General features: G+C 37.7%; 22 protein-coding genes and 1 riboswitch. Of the genes, 3 read left to right on the top strand and 19 right to left on the bottom strand.

All coding sequences use genetic code 11. The features are described from left to right. Positions 1-7: 7 nt before the first annotated feature. The 10 genes from rsmB to DOK78_RS02400 form a co-directional block, all read right to left on the bottom strand. Complete coding sequence (gene rsmB, locus DOK78_RS02445) at positions 8-1,357, bottom strand: 16S rRNA (cytosine(967)-C(5))-methyltransferase RsmB (protein WP_207941968.1); 1,350 nt, start codon at positions 1,355-1,357, stop codon at positions 8-10. A 1-nt stretch (position 1,358) separates the two neighbouring features. Then, complete coding sequence (fmt, locus tag DOK78_RS02440; RefSeq protein WP_207941967.1) at positions 1,359-2,300, bottom strand: methionyl-tRNA formyltransferase; 942 nt, start codon at positions 2,298-2,300, stop codon at positions 1,359-1,361. Continuing rightward, positions 2,293-2,784: a peptide deformylase gene (gene def, locus DOK78_RS02435; protein ID WP_207941966.1), complete on the bottom strand. Its 492-nt coding sequence runs from the start codon at positions 2,782-2,784 to the stop codon at positions 2,293-2,295. Before def ends, fmt begins: the two co-directional genes overlap by 8 nt. A gap of 15 nt (positions 2,785-2,799) precedes the next feature. Beyond that, positions 2,800-5,160, bottom strand: coding sequence for a primosomal protein N' (priA, locus tag DOK78_RS02430; protein ID WP_243430691.1), 2,361 nt, complete (start codon positions 5,158-5,160; stop codon positions 2,800-2,802). A gap of 163 nt (positions 5,161-5,323) precedes the next feature. Beyond that, positions 5,324-5,629, bottom strand: a complete 306-nt coding sequence (gene rpoZ / locus DOK78_RS02425) for a DNA-directed RNA polymerase subunit omega (protein ID WP_207941964.1) — start codon at positions 5,627-5,629, stop codon at positions 5,324-5,326. A 5-nt stretch (positions 5,630-5,634) separates the two neighbouring features. Further along, on the bottom strand, positions 5,635-6,249 hold the full coding sequence (gmk, locus tag DOK78_RS02420) for a guanylate kinase (protein ID WP_207941963.1): 615 nt from the start codon (positions 6,247-6,249) through the stop codon (positions 5,635-5,637). Positions 6,250-6,392: 143 nt separating this feature from the next. Continuing rightward, a complete protein-coding gene (locus DOK78_RS02415) occupies positions 6,393-7,274 on the bottom strand; it encodes a YicC/YloC family endoribonuclease (protein ID WP_207941962.1) in 882 nt (293 codons plus the stop codon). Positions 7,275-7,289: 15 nt separating this feature from the next. Then, positions 7,290-7,508, bottom strand: coding sequence for a YdbC family protein (locus DOK78_RS02410; RefSeq protein ID WP_207941961.1), 219 nt, complete (start codon positions 7,506-7,508; stop codon positions 7,290-7,292). 31 nt (positions 7,509-7,539) lie between these two features. Continuing rightward, positions 7,540-9,213, bottom strand: coding sequence for a patatin-like phospholipase family protein (locus tag DOK78_RS02405; protein WP_207941960.1), 1,674 nt, complete (start codon positions 9,211-9,213; stop codon positions 7,540-7,542). A gap of 18 nt (positions 9,214-9,231) precedes the next feature. Then, positions 9,232-9,945 carry a class A sortase gene (locus DOK78_RS02400; RefSeq protein ID WP_207941959.1) on the bottom strand — a complete coding sequence of 238 codons (714 nt, stop codon included), beginning with the start codon at positions 9,943-9,945 and terminating at the stop codon, positions 9,232-9,234. Positions 9,946-10,133: 188 nt separating this feature from the next. Here DOK78_RS02400 and DOK78_RS02395 point away from each other — a divergent pair, with 188 nt between their 5' ends. Next, entirely contained in the window at positions 10,134-10,922 is a 789-nt protein-coding gene (locus DOK78_RS02395; RefSeq protein ID WP_207941958.1) for a hypothetical protein, read from the top strand. A 297-nt stretch (positions 10,923-11,219) separates the two neighbouring features. Here DOK78_RS02395 and thiD read toward each other — a convergent pair whose 3' ends face one another. Genes thiD through thiT form a run of 6 tightly spaced genes read right to left on the bottom strand, consistent with a single transcriptional unit; the run spans position 11,220 to position 15,252 of the window. Next, a complete protein-coding gene (gene thiD, locus DOK78_RS02390; RefSeq protein ID WP_207941957.1) occupies positions 11,220-12,059 on the bottom strand; it encodes a bifunctional hydroxymethylpyrimidine kinase/phosphomethylpyrimidine kinase in 840 nt (279 codons plus the stop codon). Further along, entirely contained in the window at positions 12,060-12,680 is a 621-nt protein-coding gene (thiE, locus tag DOK78_RS02385; RefSeq protein WP_207941956.1) for a thiamine phosphate synthase, read from the bottom strand. Then, on the bottom strand, positions 12,677-13,498 hold the full coding sequence (locus DOK78_RS02380) for a hydroxyethylthiazole kinase (RefSeq protein WP_207941955.1): 822 nt from the start codon (positions 13,496-13,498) through the stop codon (positions 12,677-12,679). Before DOK78_RS02380 ends, thiE begins: the two co-directional genes overlap by 4 nt. Next, the gene (gene thiW / locus DOK78_RS02375) at positions 13,495-13,968 is read right to left on the bottom strand and encodes an energy coupling factor transporter S component ThiW (protein WP_243430689.1); all 474 of its coding nucleotides are present in this window, start codon (positions 13,966-13,968) and stop codon (positions 13,495-13,497) included. The genes DOK78_RS02380 and thiW overlap by 4 nt, the downstream gene beginning before the upstream one ends. A 53-nt stretch (positions 13,969-14,021) precedes the next feature. After that, positions 14,022-14,669, bottom strand: a complete 648-nt coding sequence (tenA, locus tag DOK78_RS02370; protein ID WP_207941953.1) for a thiaminase II — start codon at positions 14,667-14,669, stop codon at positions 14,022-14,024. 10 nt (positions 14,670-14,679) lie between these two features. Beyond that, positions 14,680-15,252, bottom strand: coding sequence for an energy-coupled thiamine transporter ThiT (gene thiT / locus DOK78_RS02365; RefSeq protein WP_207941952.1), 573 nt, complete (start codon positions 15,250-15,252; stop codon positions 14,680-14,682). A gap of 66 nt (positions 15,253-15,318) precedes the next feature. Next, positions 15,319-15,420, bottom strand: a riboswitch (TPP riboswitch). A 161-nt stretch (positions 15,421-15,581) separates the two neighbouring features. Between thiT and DOK78_RS02360 the strand changes: the two genes are divergently transcribed. Together DOK78_RS02360 and DOK78_RS02355 are read left to right on the top strand one after the other, a co-directional pair. Further along, positions 15,582-15,899 (top strand): cupin domain-containing protein, encoded by a 318-nt coding sequence (locus DOK78_RS02360; RefSeq protein WP_207941951.1) that lies wholly within the window; start codon positions 15,582-15,584, stop codon positions 15,897-15,899. A 10-nt stretch (positions 15,900-15,909) separates the two neighbouring features. Beyond that, positions 15,910-17,529 (top strand): peptide ABC transporter substrate-binding protein, encoded by a 1,620-nt coding sequence (locus DOK78_RS02355; RefSeq protein ID WP_207941950.1) that lies wholly within the window; start codon positions 15,910-15,912, stop codon positions 17,527-17,529. Positions 17,530-17,932: 403 nt separating this feature from the next. On the opposite strand, the gene DOK78_RS02350 is transcribed toward DOK78_RS02355, so the two are convergent. From DOK78_RS02350 to DOK78_RS02340, 3 genes are all read right to left on the bottom strand, one after another. Next, entirely contained in the window at positions 17,933-18,112 is a 180-nt protein-coding gene (locus DOK78_RS02350; protein ID WP_207941949.1) for a hypothetical protein, read from the bottom strand. A 502-nt stretch (positions 18,113-18,614) separates the two neighbouring features. Beyond that, positions 18,615-19,469 (bottom strand): histidine phosphatase family protein, encoded by an 855-nt coding sequence (locus DOK78_RS02345; protein ID WP_207941948.1) that lies wholly within the window; start codon positions 19,467-19,469, stop codon positions 18,615-18,617. Positions 19,470-19,810: 341 nt separating this feature from the next. Further along, positions 19,811-20,791, bottom strand: a complete 981-nt coding sequence (locus DOK78_RS02340) for a ribose-phosphate diphosphokinase (protein ID WP_207941947.1) — start codon at positions 20,789-20,791, stop codon at positions 19,811-19,813. Positions 20,792-20,868: the final 77 nt, after the last annotated feature.

The following is a 20,868-nucleotide window of genomic DNA, read 5'->3' as shown; positions in this document are numbered from 1 at the left end:
CACCTCATCATTTTTTGCGTAAACAGCTGATAAAAAATCCATCTGTCATATACTGGTGCGGATAAATTGTCAGCATCTTGTTCTCAATACTTGGTTTTAACACATCATTCACTGGAATATCAACTAATGTGAATTCTGGATGCTTTTGTAAGAAACGATAAACGACTGCCTGATTTTCTTCTGGTGCAAATGTACACGTACTATAAACTAACAAACCATTAGATTTCAAGGTAGGGGCGACACTTTCTAAAATGGCCAATTGAATCTCAGGTAATTTTTCAAAATCAGCTGGTTTTTTATTGTATTTAATATCCGGTTTGCGACGCATTAGTCCTAGACCTGAACATGGAGCATCCACTAAAATACGGTCAAATGTTTCTGACGAAAATTCTTCGGCTACCTTGCGAGCATCTAATTCTAACGCACGTACTACATCGGCAACGTGAAGACGTTCTGCATTTTCTTCAATTAAAGCTACTTTATGACGATGGATATCTAATGAAGTCACCATCCCACCTTTTTGTGCTTCTAAAAAGGTAGCAATATGTGTCGTTTTTCCACCAGGAGCTGCACAAGCATCTAACACTTGGTGGTTTGCTTCGATTTGCAAGGCTGGTGCTACTAGCATGGAACTTTCATCTTGAACAGTTAACACGCCTTCTTTAAATAAACGACTCCCAGCAATAAAGCCTTTTTCTGCAATGATGCCATACGGTGAAACACTGCTGACTTTTGCCTCGATACCTTCTTCAATTAATACTTGAACCACTTCTTGACGCGTCATTTTGCGAGTGTCCACCCGACAACTCACATGACTGGCTTCAAATAGAGATAAGCCTAACTGACGAGTACTTTCTTCGCCAATTTCTTTCACTAATTTTTCAACTAACCATTTAGGCATACTAATTTCTGTCGCTAAACGATCGATTGGGTCTTTAATCGTGGTTAATTCAGGTATTCCTTGACGTTGCACATTGCGTAAGACGCCATTTACAAATTTCCCAATTCCAATGTTCCCGCGCACTTTTGCAATTTCAACTGCTTCGTTTAAAACAGCATGACTGGGAACTTTGTCTAAATAAAGTAATTGATATAAAGAAAGCTGTAATAATAATTTCACCCAATCATCCACTTTTTTCGCTTTAGCAATAAACGGTTGTAGATAAAATGAAAGTAATAATTGACGACTAACTGTGCCATATACTAATTCAGTGAGTAAACGACTATCTTTTTCATTTAATTGACCTCTATTAATACTCTCACGCAATAATAAATTTGAATAAGCGCCCCCTTTTTGTACACGCTCTAATGCATCTAGCGCGACAAAACGGACGGTCTTTTTGACATTGTTTTTCATGTTACTTCACCTGTTGCCCAACTGCGACTTGTTGCCCACTACCATTTAAAAAAGCACTAATAAGTTGTTTGCCTTTGCCAGCTGGTTGTAACTCATTAATCGCTAATACTGTCTGCTTACCACAAGCAATCCAAAGCTCTTTTTTACTACGATGGATAATTGTTCCAGGTTCAGCCTCGGTTGTTTCATCCAAAGGGGTAACTGACCATAATTTCCAGCGTTGGTCTTCATACATTGTAAACGCAATGGGCCATGGACGCATACCACGAACTTGACAGTCAATTTCTGTGGCAGTTTTATGCCAATCAACAGCTTCTTGCTCACGAGTAATATTAGGTGAAAATGTCACTTGTTCTTCATCTTGCGGAATTGGTTTTAACGTTCCATCCAAAATTTTTGGTAAGGTCTCTAATAACAACTCTTTTCCCAATAAACTCAATTTATCAAACATCATTCCTACGTCATCTTGATGAGTGATTGGTAGACTAGCTTGAGAATAAATGCCACCTGCATCCATTTTTTTAATCATTTCCATAATCGTTACGCCAGTTTCTTTTTCACCATTCATAATCGAGTAATGCACAGGTGCACCTCCACGATATTTAGGCAGTAATGACGCATGGACATTAATTGCGCCATGAGTTGGAATTTGTAATAAACGTTCTGGTAAAAATTGACCAAAGGCTGCCGTAACAATCAAATCTGGTTGTAATTCATCAATTTTTTCCATTTCGGGTGAACCTGAAATTTTCTCAGGTTGTAAAACCGGAATAGCTAAACGGACAGCTGCTTCTTTTATAGGTGTGGGCGTAATGATTTTTTTACGTCCAACAGGGCGATCTGGTTGGGTAACTACTGCTACCACTTCATAGCCATGCTCCACAAGTCCTTCTAAGATTGGTACTGAAAATTGGGGGGTACCCATAAATACAATTTTAGTCATGGTCATGCTCCTCTACATAAGCTTCTAATTCTTCTTCGGGAATTCGATCAATCATCGTATCAATAAATAATTTACCGTTCAAATGGTCAATTTCATGTTGAAACGCACGCGCTAAATAGCCAAACGCTTGAACTTCCATTTCAATTCCTTCACGGTCATAATAACGGACAGTAACTTCTTCAGCACGTTCCACCGTTCCATACATATGCGGAATGCTTAAACAACCTTCAACATCGATATCGCTGCCTTTTGCTTCGACGATTTCTGGATTAATTAGTTCAAATAACTCACCCTCTTCAACTTCCACTACGGCTACTTGAATATTTTTACCAATTTGTGGGGCAGCAATCCCAATACCATCATGTGCTAACATTGTTTCATACATATCTTCTAGTAACTGCACTAATTCATCCGTCACCACCGTAATCGGTTCGCATGGCTGGCGGAGCTTTTCATCAGGGTTAATAATAATAGGATATCGCATAATTTCTCCTTTAGTTTAAATAAAATTAAGTGGTTCATTGTCAATTGATACATAAAGATTTTTACGCTGATCTTTTTGGCTTTCTTCCAAAATTTCACGCAACAAGCCTTGCAGCAAGGGTTCTCTTTTATATTTGATAATAAGTTGGTAATGGTAACGATTTTTCACTCGTGCCACACCACTAGGAATGGGGCCTAATAAAATACTTTGCGGACTCAATGTTTGTCTAACCTGTTGTGCAATTTGAAACATTTTTTTGGCAACCACTTGTTCTTCAGGATGGCTACAAGAAATTTTCACTGTAAAATAATACGGTGGATACCCGCTTTGATGACGCATTTGCATTTCTTTTTGATAGAACTGTTCGTAGTCTTGGGCTTGCGCCAATACAATGGCATGATGGTCGGGATTGAAGGTCTGAATGATGACTTCTCCTGCTTTTTCAGCACGACCAGCACGACCACTCACTTGCGTTAACAATTGAAAGGTTCGCTCACTCGAACGAAAATCAGGTAAATTCAATGCCGTATCCGCATTTAACACACCCACCAACGTAATATTAGGAAAATCGAGCCCTTTGGCAATCATCTGTGTTCCTAGCAAGATATCTGCCTTTTGTTCTCCAAACGTTTGTAGTATCTTCTCATGAGCACCTTTGCGACGAGTCGTATCAACATCCATCCGGACGATACGTGCTTCTGGAAAAAGAGCTTGCAATTCTTCTTCAACTTTTTGTGTTCCCGTACCATAATAGCGAATCTTATTACCACCACAATCCGGGCAACGATGTGGAATCGCTTCTTCATGTCCGCAATAATGGCAGCGCATCGTTTTCGTATCCATATGTAAAGTTAAAGAAATATCACAGTTCGGACAAGGCAGAACATACCCACAATCACGACACATAACAAAAGAAGAATATCCTCGACGATTTAATAACAAGACAATTTGTTCTTTTTTTGCTAAACGATCGGTAATTTTCTCTTGTAAAATTCGAGAAAACGTACTGGTATTTTTTTGCACAAATTCATCTTTTAAATCCACTACTTGCACGCTTGGCAATGTCGCATTTGGATTTGCTCGTTGACTCAAATGTAACAGGTGATAGACCTTTTTTTGTGCCCGAGCACGTGATTCCAAAGAAGGGGTGGCGCTACCTAAGATTACCGGACAGTGATGGTATTTCCCACGCCAAATGGCTAAATCACGCGCATGATACCGCGGAGCTTCCTCTTGCTTATAGGAAGCTTCATGTTCTTCATCAATAATAATCACACCGATATTTTCCAAAGGGGCAAAGATAGCTGAACGTGCTCCAACCACTACTTGCGCTTCTTTTCGTTCGATTTTACGCCATTCATCGTATTTCTCACCATAAGATAAGCCACTGTGTAAGACTGCTACAGCTTCGCCAAAACGACTCTTAAAACGTTCAACCATTTGAGGCGTCAACGCAATTTCTGGCACCAGCATCATCGCCGTTTTACCTTGAGCTAATAAAGAAGCTATAGTTTGCAAATAAACTTCTGTCTTCCCACTTCCAGTGATTCCTTCTAATAGGAAAACATCAGACTTCTCCTGCGTGGCTGAAGATAAAATCGTCTCTACGGCTTGTTGTTGCTCATTATTTAAAGCCAACGAATGGGTCTGTTCGAATGTGCGATGCTTGTAAGGATCTCGATAAGCTTCGACCTCTTCGAAGACTAACCAACCATTATCAACTCCTTGATTTAAAATCGAAGTTGTCAGTCCCTGTTCTTTATAAAACGAAATGGGTTGGGTTGGATGCTCTACCAATAATTCGACTAGCTGTTTTTGACGTTTCGCTGTTTTTTTGATGGTCTCTATCACGCTTGAAAGTCGGTCGGGATTAATCAAACTTTTCACATAACGAATGGTTTTTACTTTATTTTTATTTTTTACAACGTACTGAAGCTCAACAACATTTTCGGCACGTAATTTTTTGAATTGATTTAATAAGCCGAGTGATTCTACTTCTTGCCAAGCGAGTGATTCACTCTCTGAAAAATACGTATGAATCGGATGATTTCGGTCGATTAACACGAAATTTTTTTGATATTCTGCTTTCATAACACTAGGTAGCATCGTTTGAAAACAGGTAATTTTAAATGCAAAAGTGGTTTCTTTCATATAATCAGCTAATTGCAGTAATTCCTGATTTAACACTGGAGCTAAATCCAAGGTACGAATAATCGGTTTTAAGGTGGTTTCCGCTTCTGTATCTAATAACCCAGTCACAAACCCTTGAATATGACGATCCGAATTACCAAATGGTACCTCGACGCGCATGCCAACTTCAATGACTTCTGCTAGTTTATCTGGTACAAAATAAGTAAAGGGTTGATCTGTCTGCATTGTCGGTACATCGACAATGATTTCTGCTAGCAATGACCTCGTCCTCCCTTCATGGTTTCCTACATTTTACTAAACTTGACAAGTTTTGTCTGTAAAGCAAAAAAAATTTAACTTTTACAACCAAAAGGAGTCTGGAATATTTCTTTTCCAGACCCCACACTCATTATAATTTTTGTTCTTGGCGAATACGTGCTTCTAATTCTTTTTGTTCTTGTTCTTTTTGAGCACGACGTTCTTCTGCTTCCATTTTCAAACGTGCGCGTTTTACTTCTGGATGTGGATCACTGATAACTGTCTCAGCTTCGATTTCTTCTAATGCTTGACCCACGCTTTTTACTGAGTCAAAATTATCTAAGGTCGCTTGTGCGCCAGCGTCTAATTCATGCGCACGTTTACTAGCTAAAATAACTAATGAATATTTTGAATTCACACGATCCAACAATGAATCGATTGATGGTTTTAACATCATTATTTCTACAACTCCTCTAACATTTTTCTATATTTTCCAATTACGCGTTCTACGCGGAAGTGTTCGCTTGAAATGATATCTTTAATTCGTTGTACGGCTAAAGGAACTTCATCATTGACTACGGCATAATCATACAAGGCCATCATTTCAATTTCCTCACGAGCAATCCGCATACGTTCATCAATAACTTCGATTGAGTCAGTCCCACGTCCAGTAATTCTTGAACGTAATTCTGTTAAATCTGGTGGTGTTAAGAAAATAAACACTCCATCTGGCACTTTCTCTTTTACTTGTAAGGCACCTTGTACTTCGATTTCTAAGAAAACGTCTTTTCCTTCGTCTAGTGTTTTTTGCACATAAGACAATGGCGTACCATAATAATTTCCTACATATTCTGCATACTCTAGCATTTCACCAGCAGCAATTAGTTCTTCAAATTCTTCATGACTGCGGAAATAATAATCCACACCCTCTACTTCTCCGATACGTTTTTTACGTGTTGTCATTGAAATAGAATATTGAAAATCGTTATCTTCACTATCAAATATTGCTTTACGTACTGTTCCCTTACCAACGCCGGAAGGTCCAGATAATACGATTAATAATCCTCGCTCTGTCATATTGACGTCCTTTCACTGTTCGATTTGCTTAACGTCTATTTTGCACTTTTTTTCAACAACTTTCAAGAATTACTTTATTATAACGAGAATTTTATTAAAAAACTACTTAAATGCCCGTATAATCGAGTGATTTGACTATTCCCTTACTCCACATTTTGCACTTGCTCGCGAATTTTTTCAATAATTGTTTTCATTTGAACGACTGCATTTTTAATAACAATTGGACTTGATTTCGAACCAATGGTATTGACTTCCCGATTCATCTCTTGAATCAGAAAATCTAATTCACGACCCACTGGTTTGTCTGATTGAAGCATGGTTGCCATTGATGCTAGATGAATCGTCATTCGGTCTAATTCTTCATGAATATCGCCACGCTCCAATAAGATAGCCATTTCGGTCAACAAACGGTCTTGATCAATTGTGGCACCCAACCAGTCCGTTAATTTCTTCTCAAATTTCTCTTTATAATCTGCTTCGTATACGTCAACGAATGCCGATAATTCCACAATTTTTTGTTGCAATGCGTGGCTATTTTCTGCTAAGATTTGTTGAATTCCAGCACCTTCCACTTCACGACTAGCATTGTTGGCTTCTGCGGCTTCTTTAATCGCAGCCAGTACTGAAACTTCTAAATCTTGGTCTTCTGTTTGCTTTTCTTGAATATCGATAAATTCTTGATGATTAATTAAACGTTTTAAAATGGATTTTGCAGGCAAGTCTGTATCAAAACGTGCATGCGCTTCTGTTTGCATATTTGTGACTAATTCTTCCATTAAGTCCCAATGGATAGCCACTTCTTTATGGCTGTCACCTTTTTCTTTTAACGTGATATAAACTTCTACTCGTCCACGTTGTAAGGTTTCTTTAATCGTTTGACGAATTGCTTGTTCGTAGGTATTTAATTGACGCGGATTGCGTAATTGAATATCTAAAAAACGATGATTCACACTTTTTATTTCTACTTCAATTTGATAATGTTCTGACTCACACCGTGCTTTTCCAAAGCCTGTCATACTTTTCATTGCCAAAAAACTCCTTTACATTGATGTTAGGGTTTGTTTCAATGCCGCAAATTCTTCGTTGGATAACGCAACCCCTTTACCCATTTTTTCATGACCGGGGCTCCAATCACGCAAATCAAATTTTGGTGCTCGTCCATTCCAGCTCACCAAATTTAGTTCTTTTCGCCAACCTTTTGGATTTTCTGACAACACGGCGATTTCTTCAACGATTTCATAGGAAAACTCACTTGCCATTTCACATGCCTCTTTTCTAGGTTCATTTCTTTTATTGTAACGTATTTGTTGGATCGTGTACAAATTCTGTTGTCTCTAACAAATACACTAAAAACTTTGCTGTCACTAACATCACAGGTGCCAATGAAGCAATTTGTTGAGGAACTGCTTTGTTTTCTTTGATGATTTGATATAAATGGGACAGTTGATTTTTTTCAGATAATACAAAACGCTGTGTATGATGCGTCGCTACCCATTCAGTAATGGATAAGGTCCCAATTGCTAGCCGTTCCTGATTGAATGTCTGTTGCATTTTTTCTAAAAATAGTTCTTTAGTATAAACATGCGTGGCTTCTAAGCCAAAAAAGCGCCCAGCTAGCTCTACTAAAATCAGACCTCCTTGTTCAAAGGGAGCTTTATGATGGTAAAGTTTACTCACTTTTTTCCAAAAATCCGGGCGTTTCATTAAAGTTAAATACAGTGGGTCATTTTGTAAATAACGCAAAAATGCTCGCCATTCTTTTTTCCACGCCGTAGCTAACGTAAAGGTATACCAATAACCGTTAAATTGTTCGAAAGCTTTCATCGTTTCCAAGTATCCTAAACGATAATTGCTTTCCGAACGATTGCTATCAAAAACCAAAAGATTGCCCAATGACCATGGCGAACAATAATTGACTACCGCTACTTCTTCTGGAATCGTCAGTTTTTTGGCAATTCCTGGACCTTTAATGTCCACACAAATACATTCTGTTGCGCCATGAGCTAAAGCAACATCTATCGGTAAATTATTACGATAACCGCCATCAACGTATTGTTCTTGATCGATTTCCATCGGGACCATGCCTGGATAAAAAGAAGCTGAGGCCGTTAACCATTTTAATTCCTCTAATCCATTTGTTATATCATAGTGATGAACAACTTCTTGTAGGGACGGAAAACGTGTCGTACAGACAAATAATGGGATTTGGCTTTGCTGCATTTTTTCTTCATCAAACGTTTGCATCAATAAATCTTGTAAAGGCTGTGAGCTGGCACCATTTTCCTTTAAAGCAGTGGTTGCTAAGGAACTAACTTGTTGAATCAGTTCTTTAAATGTTTGATTCGTCGCACACGCTTCAGGAAAAGCTAACACTTTGTCTGTACTAATAGTTAGCCACAATTCACGTGCTACTTCGACATCATCCATCAAAACTAAGGCCCCATTCAATGCACCAACGGATGTTCCTGTAATTAAATCTATCGGTATTCCTACACTTTTTAACGCTTGCCACACACCAATTTGGTAAGATCCTCGTGCGCCACCCCCACCTAAGACTAAAGCGGTGCGATAAGTAAAAACTTTTTTTAAGCCTTGCGCTGTTTGTTCATAGCCATTTGCGCACAACCATTGCGTCATCATTTCACCCAATTGCAACGGAACAACAAATTCTTCCACAAAGCGCTGACGTAAAAAAGTTTCAATTAATACTAAACTTTTTTTCCAAGAAAATTTTTCTATTGGCACATACAATAAATTACGCAAAATCGCTTGTTTGCTATCAAATTCTATTGCTAAAAAAAGATGTTCTGAACCAATTAATTGCCACGCTTGATTTTTTTTGGCTTGTTTTAAAAATGCTTCCCTCGCTACAGAATGAGAGGTATAAAAAGGGACAGCTAATTGACTTATCGAAAAGGTTGTCGATTGCTTCAAATCAGATAAAAATAATTTTTCGCTATGCATTCTCTCTTCCTCCTAAAATCAATAGGCTTTTTTCTCCATTTGAAAGGCAGCGAGCATCGCTTCACTTCCTTGTTCTACTGCGGTGACTTCAGTCAATTCGCCTTGCACCATCCAACGTGTCACAGCACTTGCCTCACCACAAGTAATCAGTGTAACCAGTTTTTTATCAGGCACATCTTCAATTACCTCTACTTGAGTAGGATCGATACGCGTCGAAACAGTCACTTGATACGTATAAATATTTTCTAAATCCGTTAAATAAACGACATCACCGACTGTTACTTGATCCAAATGAGAAAATAATAAATCGGATTCTTCCAAGCGATGACTAGCTAAAGCATAATTTCCAGTTCCTAACGTTTGATCGGGATGGAAGGTTCCTGCCCCATACCATAAACTTTCATTGTCTAATCCCTTAAAGATCGGTAAATTAATGCCTACACCGGGAATTGCCACGCCCGCAATAACGGGTAAATCCGTTTGCTGCAATTGCGCTTGTAACACTTTTTCTGTGCTTACTGCTTCAACCGCTTCAAAATCAAAACTAGTTTCCTTTGCTTCATTTGCTACGATTTTTTCACGTGAAACCTGCGAAATAGTATAGTCGCCACTCTTTTTTTCGATGAGGACATTTTTTATTTTGTTATTGAAAATTAGTGCTAATCCTAGCAGAATTAATAAGACAATCAGCAAATTAATGAACAAATTTTTTATTTTTGATTTTTTTTTCATCGCGATTCGCTCCATTCATTTTCTCTTCCCATCATATCACAGAACTTTTGTTGGATAAAAATCATAAAAGATTTTTTGCAAAACGCTCCATTTTGTAATCAATTTTTAAAGGAAAAGAAACAAGCTTTTTTAAATCCTTTATTGTAGAATATAGCTATGGCTTAACAACACAATGGGGGAGGTTGGACATGACGAATTTGGTTTACGTACATATTGATACAATTAGTAATGCGGTATTAACGCAAGGAATTACCATACAAGATTTTCATCAAGGGATTGTTCACCAACCCAAGAATTTATTACTCTTAAATCCATCAAGTGATTTAGGAGATTACGAATCACACACAGCCATGAAAGTGATTCGGGGGAACGAAGCCGTAGATAATTATTTTCGAACAATTGAAAAGATGCGCTTAGTAGAAGAAACCAAATGGATTGATTTTACCGACTTAGCAATGTTAAAAGAACTGACACCATTAGAAATTTCCGAATTGCTTTATTTCGGACATATGAAGACCCATTTACATTCACCATTTTTTTACAAATTACAAAATAACTTTGTCTATTTTGATTTAAAAGATAATATTGCACGCACATATTATCGTTATTTAGATGAATTTTATCGAATTCTAGCAAATAAATTGACGCAAATTGTTTTTGAAATTATGAATCAAAAACGTGGTCTCTTCAGAAAACCACAACCAATTGAAAAATTAAATGTCGACTTAGTAAAATCTTTACGTGAATTTATGCGAGAAGGTCTAGTTTTTTCATTTACGCAAGCCGTTAAAACAGAAGACATCTTCCAGATTCCTATTTTTGTGGTTGAAGATACCCGTTTTCGGATAGCAACACCACCCTTTAAAGACGACGCGTTAATTGGTCATTTGTCGTATCATTTAACAACTAATGTTTGGCAATTAGATATTGATGAAGACCATCTCGCCTTTGCTTCATTATCAAGCACTCATTTTTAAATTATCCAAGTAGACTGTGACAGCTGTCGTAGTCTATTTTTTTATAAAGAGGAACCTCATAAAAACAGTACTAGAATTATTGATCTCAAAAAAGATTTTCGCTTGAACCATTCGCTGCTACATCGATGAGTCATTCAGTCTTACAACAAGACAAGATGTATTATTGAACAAACGGATTATTGGGAATAAATAATCGCTATCTATGTAATGAATGAATACTTGAAAAAGGCTATTCTGCAACAGATGATACCGATTATTTACCATAACAATTGTCGAAAAAAAACGCGAGCGAGACATTTAATATGTCTCATTCGCGTTTTCTTCTACTCGAACATCTTCGCTCAATTGTGCCCAATGATTGGTTGGACCATGACCATGACCAACAAAAATCCCTTCTTGAATAGCTCCTTGAATGAATTTTTTGGCAGTAATAATCGCTTCTTTGACGGTTGCTCCTTTTGCTAATTCAGCAACAATACAAGAAGAGAAAGTATCGCCTGTACCATGGGTATTTTTGGTAGCAATTCGTGGCGTACGTAACCAGAAACTAGTTTGATCTGCCAAAAGAACGTAGTCAGCAGACTCAATACCTTCTTTGTGTCCACCTTTCATCACAACATGTTGTACACCCAGTTGTTGTAAATCACGAGCGGCACGTTGCATATCGGCTTCTGTTTCAATCGCATAACCGACTAAAACTTCGGCTTCAGGTAAATTTGGTGTGACAATGGTTGCTAATGGCAATAGTTCTTCCTTAATTAATTGAATCGCATCTTCTGTTAATAAAGGATGTCCTCCTTTAGCAATCATCACCGGATCGACAACTAATGGACCAAAATCATATGTTTTCAAATTTTTAATAACTGCGGCAACATGCTCGCTGTCGGCTAACATACCTGTTTTCGACGCTTTAATGGCAAAATCAGCAGCTAAAGAAGCAAACTGCGCATCAATGAATTCACAGGGGATGGGATAACTTTCTTGTACCCCCAATGTATTTTGAGCGGTTAACGCAATGACAATGCTCATACCAAAAACTTGTCGCGCTTGAAAAGTTTTTAAATCAGCTTGAATACCTGCACCACCACCGGAATCTGAACCGGCAATCGTTACTACTTGCGGTGTGCTATTTTCCATTTATTTCCCCTCCCATTCTTGAATTTTTTTACGCATGTTTTGAACTTTTTCCGCAACAGATTCAGCCTTCATAATTTCGCTAACGACCGCCACACCAGCAATGTTAAGTCCATTAAAGCTTGACAATCGATCTTCAGTAATTCCTCCAATAGCTACTACTGGGATGGTAATTGCCTCGGTAATTTCTTGTAATGTTGCCAGCGAAGTTAAGGGCGTATCTTTGGTTTTTGTTGGAAAAATTGCTCCTACTCCCAGATAATTTGCCCCTTCTTGTTGCGCTTCTTGCGCACGGTCAATCGTTTTAGCTGAGACTCCTAACCACTTATTGCCAATGAGTTGACGAGTAATTGCTACAGGTAGTTCATCATCACCAATATGCACACCTGCCGCATCAACGGCTAAACAAATATCCACACGGTCATTAATTATCAGAGGTACACTATAACGATCGGTAATCGCCTTGACTTGTTGCGCTAATTCATAAAATTCACGTGTAGAGAGTTTTTTTTCACGTAGCTGCACTAAAGTTACGCCATTTTGACACGCCTCTTCAATAATTTGTAGAAACTCTTCGGTATTGCCATAACGTTGTGTCACTAAATATAAAGCTAATTCCTTCATCGTTTTCTCCCCTTCACTTGTTGGCTCCAAGTAATATCTTGTGATAATAAGGACAATTGATTCAATGTTTCATGACGAAAATCCGCTAAGCCAACTGTTGGTACTAATTTTTCTTTCGCTCGTTCACCACAACAGTTCAAATAACTAACACCTAAAATAGTTGCTTCTACTGCCTCATAGCCCGCACCTAAAAATGCCGTAATTAGCGCACCGACTAAATCCCCTGTTCCAGTAAAGCAATCCAACTCTGGGACGCCATTTTCTAATAACCACACTTGCTCCCCTTTAACAACGATATCTTTTTTACCTGTTGCTAAATACGTAATCTCTGGGTCTTGCTGTTGCAAGGCTTGGATTAATTCGGTAATTGCTGTGTCTTCTTGATCAAACGCGCTGCCATCAACACCTCGGCCAGCAGAAGTTAAGCCACAAAATGCGCGCAACTCTGAAATATTGCCTTTTAACACACTTGGTTGTTGTTTAGCTAGTAGATGTGCTAAATCAAAGCGTAAAGGCGTCGCTGCAGCCCCAACGATATCAACCACTGCTTTTTTGGCTGATTTGTTGGCTAATTTGCTGGCTTTCACGAGTGCTTCTTCACGGGCAACTGACATTCTTCCCATATTTAATAATACGCCATCTGTGCTTTTAAATAAATCTGGAAATTCCCGAATGTCTTCTGCCATAATCGGTTTGGCACCAACAAACAATAAACCATTTGCTAGTAGTTCATTGGTAATTTCATTCGTAATACAATGAACCAAGGGCGCTTTTTTCAGAGGTAAATAGTGTGCGAGTGTTGCTTGCCAATTTGTCATATCGAGACTCCTTTGTATAATCGTTGAATTTTTTGAATCACTGCAATCGTTTTGGCTTTTTGCCAAATGAGAAAGGCAATCACTGAACCAATACAAGCTGCACCGATAAAACGAGGGGTATACATCAACCAATAAAAATCACTGCTACTACCTGTGAACCAAACCATTACAGGATAAGACAATAATGAACCAATGATTCCTGTACCAATAATTTCTCCAACCATCGAAGAAACGACAGAAGGATACAAACGATAACCCAGCCCTGCAAAAAAAGCACCGAATACTGCCCCAGTAAGAGCCAACGGGGGAATTCCTAATAAAGTTATCCGAATCACACCACAGACAAATGCCATGATTGTCCCATAAAGCGGTCCTAATAATACACCTGCTAAGACATTCATCACACTCGACATAGGTGCCATGCCTTCAATTCGAAACAGTGGTGATAACACAACATCTAACGCAATCATCATTGCTAGATACGTTAATTTCTGTAATTTTTGGTTTCCCATAATGGACTCCTTTATCTATTGAAATAATACGCCATATCCCAAAAAGCTTCTTCCATTTTGACACTTGTCACAAATGCTTCTATCATCTGATGGCGTTCGCTTGCTGTTGCTTTTTGATATAACTGATTCAATAATTCTTTTTCTTGAGCAACAATTGCCATACTTTCTGGTGTAATACAGGTTTCAATCCAACGCTGATACACTGGGTGTGGTGACCCCGAAGACAACGCTAAACCAATTTCTTGATACAACCAAGCACAAGGTAATAAACTTGCAAAAGCAACAGAAACAGAGTGCTGTAATTGCTGATGCATATGTGCAACATAACGTTTTGGGACCGTTGCAAGCGGCGTTTGTTGAACTTCTTGTTCCGTAATCTGCAATCGTTCAAAAAAAGTTTCGCGAATACTTATTTCGCCCGCTACTAAACGCTTCGCACCTTGTTCCATCATCATTTTTATTTGTGGAAGTTCTGTTTGTTGACCAATAGCTAGGTAAACGGATTGTAACGATTCCAAATAATAGCGATCTTGTAATAAATAATAACGAAAACAACTTTCCGATAATGTTCCTTGATGTAATTCCTGAATAAACGGGTGTGCCAAGCTATTTTCCCAGCTTCTCTGAGCAGCATCGCGGGCAATTGTTACAAAATCCATCAACTACTCCTTATCTCAAGGTATCTTTAGGAACGAAAATCGTTGGATTCATGCGATAAAGCACCAATAAAACAATTGTCGTCACAAGCGCCGTTGCCAAGCCACTAATGCCATTCATTACTAAAGAAAAGACGACTGGACTCATGCCCCATAACGCATACATTCCCCAAAAGACCCAACCAGCTACAAAATGCCAGAAGTATCGTGCCAAAGCTCCGATAAAGACTCCTGAAACAATTTGTTTGCGAGCAGTTATCGTATCTCCCGCAGCAATTGCTTTTTGTAATTTAGTTGCTGCAAGACCTGTTAAACCAGCAAAAGTAAAGGCAATAGGGTATTCGATTAAGACTTGAATGACACTTAAAAAGTAAACTTTGGCAGCTGGGAAGTGCAAAATCCCCCAAATGAACGCTGCTAATAAACCGGCTTTAGGACCACGTCGCAACGCATAAACGGCAATGGGAATTTGTCCGAGTGAAATAGAAAAACTTGAACCAATGTCTAAAGGAATAAATGATAAGACCATCGCTAAAGCGGCCAAAATAGTTCCTTCCACCCAAATTTTTGTTGTTGATGAACGCATAAAAAAACTCCTCCTTCAGAATCTTTACAATTCACAAAGGAGAAGTGGATGATATATCTAATGTACACTTCAACTCGTCACAATTCCTACGCTCGAATGATCGAAACAGGTACGGAGGGTTTAGAGTAAACTCAATCTCAGCCCAAATGGACTCCCCTTTGCGAGTAGATTCTATTTAATTTTAACTACAGCAAAAGCATAGCATAGTTTTTAGGTATTGAAAACCTTAATGCAATTTTTTTCTCTTTTAATCCGTTAAAAACTTTTGAACGATTGACATTGTAACGGTTTCAAGTATTATTAGGTGTAATAAAGAGAGGAGCGCTGCTATGATTATTAAACCAACTCTGGCTGAAAAGATGACTATCTTTTTTGACCAAAAGAACCAACCAAACGAGCGTGTCACGATGGGCTTAATTACGCTACAACCCGGTGAAAAAAGTCCAGCAGAAGGTTTTGCTCGCCACGACCAAGATGAATATTCGTACGTCATCTCTGGCACGGCACATACAATCTTGGAGGATGGACAAGATTTACTTGGCAAACCAGGTGATGCGCAATTAATTGAAAAAGGCGAAGGTCACATCAATTATAATGACGGCGATGAACCCGCAGTAGTTGTCTGGATGTTAGTCGACCGTAACTAGGAGGAATAAAATGAATAAAAAGGGAATTTGGTTAGGTGCCCTTGCTGCTTTCGCACTAGTAGGGTGTTCAACAGGCGCACCAAAAGAAGAAGAAGCAACACCAATTAATTTGATGTCTGCATCAGAATTAACAACGTTAGATACCTCTAATATGTTAGATTTTCCAGATGCAATTACTCACACAGCAGCTTTTGAAGGTTTATACGCGTTAGATGAAAATGATGACGTCATTCCTGCCGTAGCGAAAGAATTGCCTGAAATTTCTGAAGATGGTAAAACTTATACGATTACTTTACGAGACGATGCTGTTTGGAGTAATGATGAACCAGTAACTGCACATGACTTTGAAACTGCTTGGAAAAAAATGATTGATCCAAAAAATGCTTTGATTTATAGCTTTTTATTAATTGATACGGTTGAAAATGCCGCAGCGATTTCAGCAGGTGAAAAAGAAGTGGATGAACTAGGGGTAAAAGCTTTGGACGACCAAACTTTGGAAGTTCATTTAAGTGAAGCCAAACCTTATTTTACGTCATTGCTCACTTTTCCAACATTCTTCCCACAAAATCAAACAGCATTAAAAGAATTTGGAAATAATTATGGGAAAGATAGTGAAAGTGTGGTTTATAACGGACCCTTCATCGTCGAAAACTGGAAACAATCTGAAACAAGTTGGGATTTAGTGAAGAACGACAAGTATTGGGACAAAGCCAATGTCAAAGCCGAAAATATCCATTATGATGTCATCAAAGAAGCTTCAACTGCTTTGAATTTATTCAATGATGGTCAATTAGATGTCGCTACCTTAACTGGTGAGTTGGCAAAACAAAATTTAAATAATGAAGACTTCCATTCCTATCCAACTGCAACGATGAACTATATCCGCATGAATCAAGTTCGCGGAGGCAAAGATACCCCACTTAAAAACATTCATTTACGTAAAGCTCTTGCGTTGGGTATCGACAAAGAAACCTTAGTGAACAATGTCATGGCAGATGGTTCAAAACCTCTGTATGGTGCGGTAACAGAAGGATTTGTTAGCAATCCAACCACCGGCATTGATTTCCGTGAAGAAGCGGGCAATTTGATGGAATACAACAAAGATGAAGCCTTGAAGTATTGGGAAGAAGCCAAAGCCGAATTAGGCAATGACATCACACTTGAATTAATGGTTACGGATGATGGTGGTTACAAAAAAATGGGAGAAAGTATCCAATATAGTCTCCAAGAAACATTCCCTGGTTTAACTGTCGAACTAAAAGCTTTACCAACTGAAACAGCCTTGAACTTAGGACGAGACAGCGATTACGATTTATTCTTGATTTATTGGACACCAGATTATAAAGATCCAATTTCAACATTAAAGACCCTATATTCTGGCAATGACCGTAACTACTCAAACCCAGCCTATGATCAATTACTTGACGATGCTTCTATCAAATACGCGAACGATTTAGAAAAACGTTGGGAAACATTGATAGCAGCTGAAAAAGAAGTCATTGAAACAAACCCGGGCATGATTATTATCAGCCAAAATCAACAATCTGTCTTACAAAATGACGCAATTGAAGGCTTAAACTACCATACTTTTGCCGCACCATTAACATTGAAAAATATTTATAAGAAATAAAAAGCAGTGAGATGCTATAGACGTATTTGTAGTGAACGGTTTTAAATGATGACGTCATCACTCTTTTTAATAACAATAATCCGAACGATACAAAGAGTTTCTAATAGCTCTCATTTTGTATCGTTCGGATATTTTTTTATTTTATTTGTCTTTCTTCCTATTACAGTATCATACAGTAACAATTGTTTCTTAGTATCTTCAGCATTTGATTCTACAAACTGAATATATTTATAGACTACTTTCTCCTTATACGACTATCTAACTAAATTGTAACTAATTTTTGTTTGGCAATTGGATTTAAACTATTCCAAACACCGTTAACAGTTTGCCCTGTTCCTTTTTTTACAGATTTAGGATTACTATAATACGAACATATATCTTCCGTAATAGTTATCATCATATATTAATCATTATCAAGATAAAAAAATAAAAAAATGCCAATCATGAAACCCAAAATATCGCTGCCATTTTCTTTTATTAAATAAATGAAAGACCAATTGCCATCTATTCCGTTTGAAATTAACTGTGCCATCAAATAAAAAATATACAGGATAAATATGTTTTTTTTCTTCTTATAGCTCATAAAACAACTCCTTTTACTTAGAAAAGACCATTTAGTTTTTAGTAAGTTTATGCACTGAATTTCGTCGTATTCTTTCGTTACAAAAATAATTTTTTCTTCACTCGATAGTGCAACCATCATCCTATTTGGATTATAATTAAAGGACCCATCCTTTAAACTTACATGTCCTATTTTTTACGTACGCTTATATATTTTCATTATAGTAACATAAATTTTTAAACAAAAATCGTTTTTGCCCAAACGTCAAGAATTTATGCTTGAACGTCCTATTTTTAAGAAAACAAATAAAAAACACTCCTCTTGTACTTGCCAAACTTTCACCTGTAGTAAGAATAAATACGTGCCGTTTTTGAATTATTTTAACATTGTCTATCAATTTTACTTTTAATGATTCTAGTGACTCTATTCTTTAATTGGTTAAAATCTTCGGATGCAACTACGTTTTGAAACGCAAAAAAAGAGGCCTTTTGACCAGCCTCTTCGTTCTCATTCTTATTTATATCTATTTTGCTGCCGCTTCGCCTGCTTCAGCGTAGCTCATATCATTAACAGATTCTAGTGTATATTCGCCATCTTTGTATTTGATGATATTCACACTAGCATTTTTCAATCCACCTTCTGGTACTTCAAAATCTTCAAACAACGTATCCAATAAAGCAGAAATACTTAAACCATGAGATGTAATTAAGATATTTCCTGTACCTGGATTCTTAGCTTCTTCATCAACAATTGCATCTAATCCTTCTGTTAGACGATCGGTAATTGTTTGGTAATCTTCCGCAGGCCAATTGATACCTTCTTCAATACCTTCTTTTTTCATGTGTTCTTTATCTAATTTAGCCACACTATCAGCAAATTCTGCTGGATCCAAATTCGCCAAAAATTCTTCTAGAGTTACGCCACGATCATCAGCAATATCTTGCCACATAGTATGATTTAAATCACCTTCATAAGTGCCAAAATTGAACTCACGTAAACGGCGATCTGTGTGAACTTCTAAATGATCAGATGCTGTATTTTCATCCATAATCAAGTTTGCTGTTTGAACTGCACGACCACTGTCACTGCTGTAAACTGCTTGGAAATCAACATCTTTCAAACCAATACCTGCTGCGGTAACAACTTCTTCACCTGCTGGCGTTAACACTGCATCTGACCATCCTTGAACACGGTCTGTCGTATTTAACATTGTTTTTCCATGACGGACAACATATAATGTTAGCTCATCAGCAACTTCATCTTTCACAGTTGTCGACTCAGCAACCGTTTCGCTTGTAGTGGTACCACCACTTTGACAACCTGTTAACACTAATCCAAATGAAAACAATACACCTGCAGCAACCAATAATTTCTTCATATTCTTCTTCCTCCTAGTTTTCCCCAGATTAAAAATATTTTTCCAAAACAACAAAAAAAGCCCATAACTGTCCCTTGTAGCTTGGATGCAGTTATAGGTTATGCTCTTTACAGATAACATTCCTAATCAAATTTTATGTACATTTTCGTTTGACGAAAACCTACAATGAAAAGGCTATCATAATTTTTATTGACTGTCAAACACATTTTTGAAAAGGGTTGCATTTTTTTGTTTTTGATAAAAATAGCTTTATAGAAAGTAAAATACCCAAACTATATAGAGCCAATGCTCGATAGTTTGGGTATTTCTATTTTATTTCAACTTATATTGTCAGTCGATATTTATTTGATAAACGCTTCTTTTGATTCAAATAATGGGCTGACTGGTTTGTTCTCATGGATACGTTTGATTGCTTCTGCCATTAAGTTGCCAACGCTAATTTCGTCAATCTTATCAATTTTGCGTTCTTCTGGTAAATTAATTGAATCAGTTACAACTAAACGTTCAATTGCTGATGCTTCAATACGTTCTAAGGCTGGACCAGACAAGACTGGATGTGTACAAGACGCATACACACTTTTGGCACCAGCTTGTTTCAACGCATTGGCTGCTAAAGTAATTGTTCCTGCTGTGTCAATAATGTCATCAATTAATACACAAATTTTGCCTTCAACATGACCAATGATATTCATCACTTCTGCAACATTCGCGCGTGGACGGCGTTTGTCAATAATAGCAATTGGTGCTTTTAAGAATTCTGCTAATTTACGAGCACGTGTCACACCACCATGGTCTGGTGATACAACTACGACATCATCGCCTTGAATATTATTTTCTAAGAAATAATTTGCAATTAATGGTGCACCCATTAAATGGTCCACTGGAATATCAAAGAATCCTTGAATTTGTGATGCATGCAAGTCTAGTGTTACCATACGGTTTGCACCGGCTTTTTCGATCATATTTGCCACTAATTTTGCTGTAATTGGTTCGCGAGAGCGTGCTTTACGGTCTTGACGAGCATAACCATAATAAGGCATGACAACGTTAATTGTTTTTGCACTAGCACGTTTTAAGGCATCAATCATGATTAATAACTCCATTAAGTTATCATTTACAGGGTTGCTTGTTGATTGAATGATGTATACATGCGCACCACGAATACTTTCTTCGATGTTGACTTGGATTTCACCATCACTGAATTGTTTGACTGAACATTTACCTAGTTCTACACCTACTGCAGCAGCGATTTTTTCGGCTAATGGACGATTAGAGTTTAGCGCAAAAATCTTTAATTTTGGATCAGAATATTGATTCGACATGAGAACCTCCACTTTCTATACATTCGACTAGTAAAAAGACTACAATCTACTAGAATCATCTTCCTAGTAAATAGTAG

The sequence above is a fragment of the Enterococcus sp. DIV2402 genome (assembly GCF_017426705.2).
GTDB classification, from domain to species: domain Bacteria; phylum Bacillota; class Bacilli; order Lactobacillales; family Enterococcaceae; genus Enterococcus_F; species Enterococcus_F lowellii.
This window is presented reverse-complemented; position numbering and strand designations above follow the sequence as displayed.

What these genes read in the sequence shown, in the direction of transcription:
- rsmB (WP_207941968.1), bottom strand. Translation starts at nt 1,357, where the DNA reads ATGAAAAACAATGTCAAAAAGACCGTCCGTTTTGTCGCGCTAGATGCA.
- fmt (WP_207941967.1), bottom strand. Translation starts at nt 2,300, where the DNA reads ATGACTAAAATTGTATTTATGGGTACCCCCCAATTTTCAGTACCAATC.
- def (WP_207941966.1), bottom strand. Translation starts at nt 2,784, where the DNA reads ATGCGATATCCTATTATTATTAACCCTGATGAAAAGCTCCGCCAGCCA.
- priA (WP_243430691.1), bottom strand. Translation starts at nt 5,160, where the DNA reads ATGCAGACAGATCAACCCTTTACTTATTTTGTACCAGATAAACTAGCA.
- rpoZ (WP_207941964.1), bottom strand. Translation starts at nt 5,629, where the DNA reads ATGATGTTAAAACCATCAATCGATTCATTGTTGGATCGTGTGAATTCA.
- gmk (WP_207941963.1), bottom strand. Translation starts at nt 6,249, where the DNA reads ATGACAGAGCGAGGATTATTAATCGTATTATCTGGACCTTCCGGCGTT.
- DOK78_RS02415 (WP_207941962.1), bottom strand. Translation starts at nt 7,274, where the DNA reads ATGAAAAGTATGACAGGCTTTGGAAAAGCACGGTGTGAGTCAGAACAT.
- DOK78_RS02410 (WP_207941961.1), bottom strand. Translation starts at nt 7,508, where the DNA reads ATGGCAAGTGAGTTTTCCTATGAAATCGTTGAAGAAATCGCCGTGTTG.
- DOK78_RS02405 (WP_207941960.1), bottom strand. Translation starts at nt 9,213, where the DNA reads ATGCATAGCGAAAAATTATTTTTATCTGATTTGAAGCAATCGACAACC.
- DOK78_RS02400 (WP_207941959.1), bottom strand. Translation starts at nt 9,945, where the DNA reads ATGAAAAAAAAATCAAAAATAAAAAATTTGTTCATTAATTTGCTGATT.
- DOK78_RS02395 (WP_207941958.1), top strand. Translation starts at nt 10,134, where the DNA reads ATGACGAATTTGGTTTACGTACATATTGATACAATTAGTAATGCGGTA.
- thiD (WP_207941957.1), bottom strand. Translation starts at nt 12,059, where the DNA reads ATGGAAAATAGCACACCGCAAGTAGTAACGATTGCCGGTTCAGATTCC.
- thiE (WP_207941956.1), bottom strand. Translation starts at nt 12,680, where the DNA reads ATGAAGGAATTAGCTTTATATTTAGTGACACAACGTTATGGCAATACC.
- DOK78_RS02380 (WP_207941955.1), bottom strand. Translation starts at nt 13,498, where the DNA reads ATGACAAATTGGCAAGCAACACTCGCACACTATTTACCTCTGAAAAAA.
- thiW (WP_243430689.1), bottom strand. Translation starts at nt 13,968, where the DNA reads ATGATTGCGTTAGATGTTGTGTTATCACCACTGTTTCGAATTGAAGGC.
- tenA (WP_207941953.1), bottom strand. Translation starts at nt 14,669, where the DNA reads ATGGATTTTGTAACAATTGCCCGCGATGCTGCTCAGAGAAGCTGGGAA.
- thiT (WP_207941952.1), bottom strand. Translation starts at nt 15,252, where the DNA reads ATGCGTTCATCAACAACAAAAATTTGGGTGGAAGGAACTATTTTGGCC.
- DOK78_RS02360 (WP_207941951.1), top strand. Translation starts at nt 15,582, where the DNA reads ATGATTATTAAACCAACTCTGGCTGAAAAGATGACTATCTTTTTTGAC.
- DOK78_RS02355 (WP_207941950.1), top strand. Translation starts at nt 15,910, where the DNA reads ATGAATAAAAAGGGAATTTGGTTAGGTGCCCTTGCTGCTTTCGCACTA.
- DOK78_RS02350 (WP_207941949.1), bottom strand. Translation starts at nt 18,112, where the DNA reads ATGAGCTATAAGAAGAAAAAAAACATATTTATCCTGTATATTTTTTAT.
- DOK78_RS02345 (WP_207941948.1), bottom strand. Translation starts at nt 19,469, where the DNA reads ATGAAGAAATTATTGGTTGCTGCAGGTGTATTGTTTTCATTTGGATTA.
- DOK78_RS02340 (WP_207941947.1), bottom strand. Translation starts at nt 20,791, where the DNA reads ATGTCGAATCAATATTCTGATCCAAAATTAAAGATTTTTGCGCTAAAC.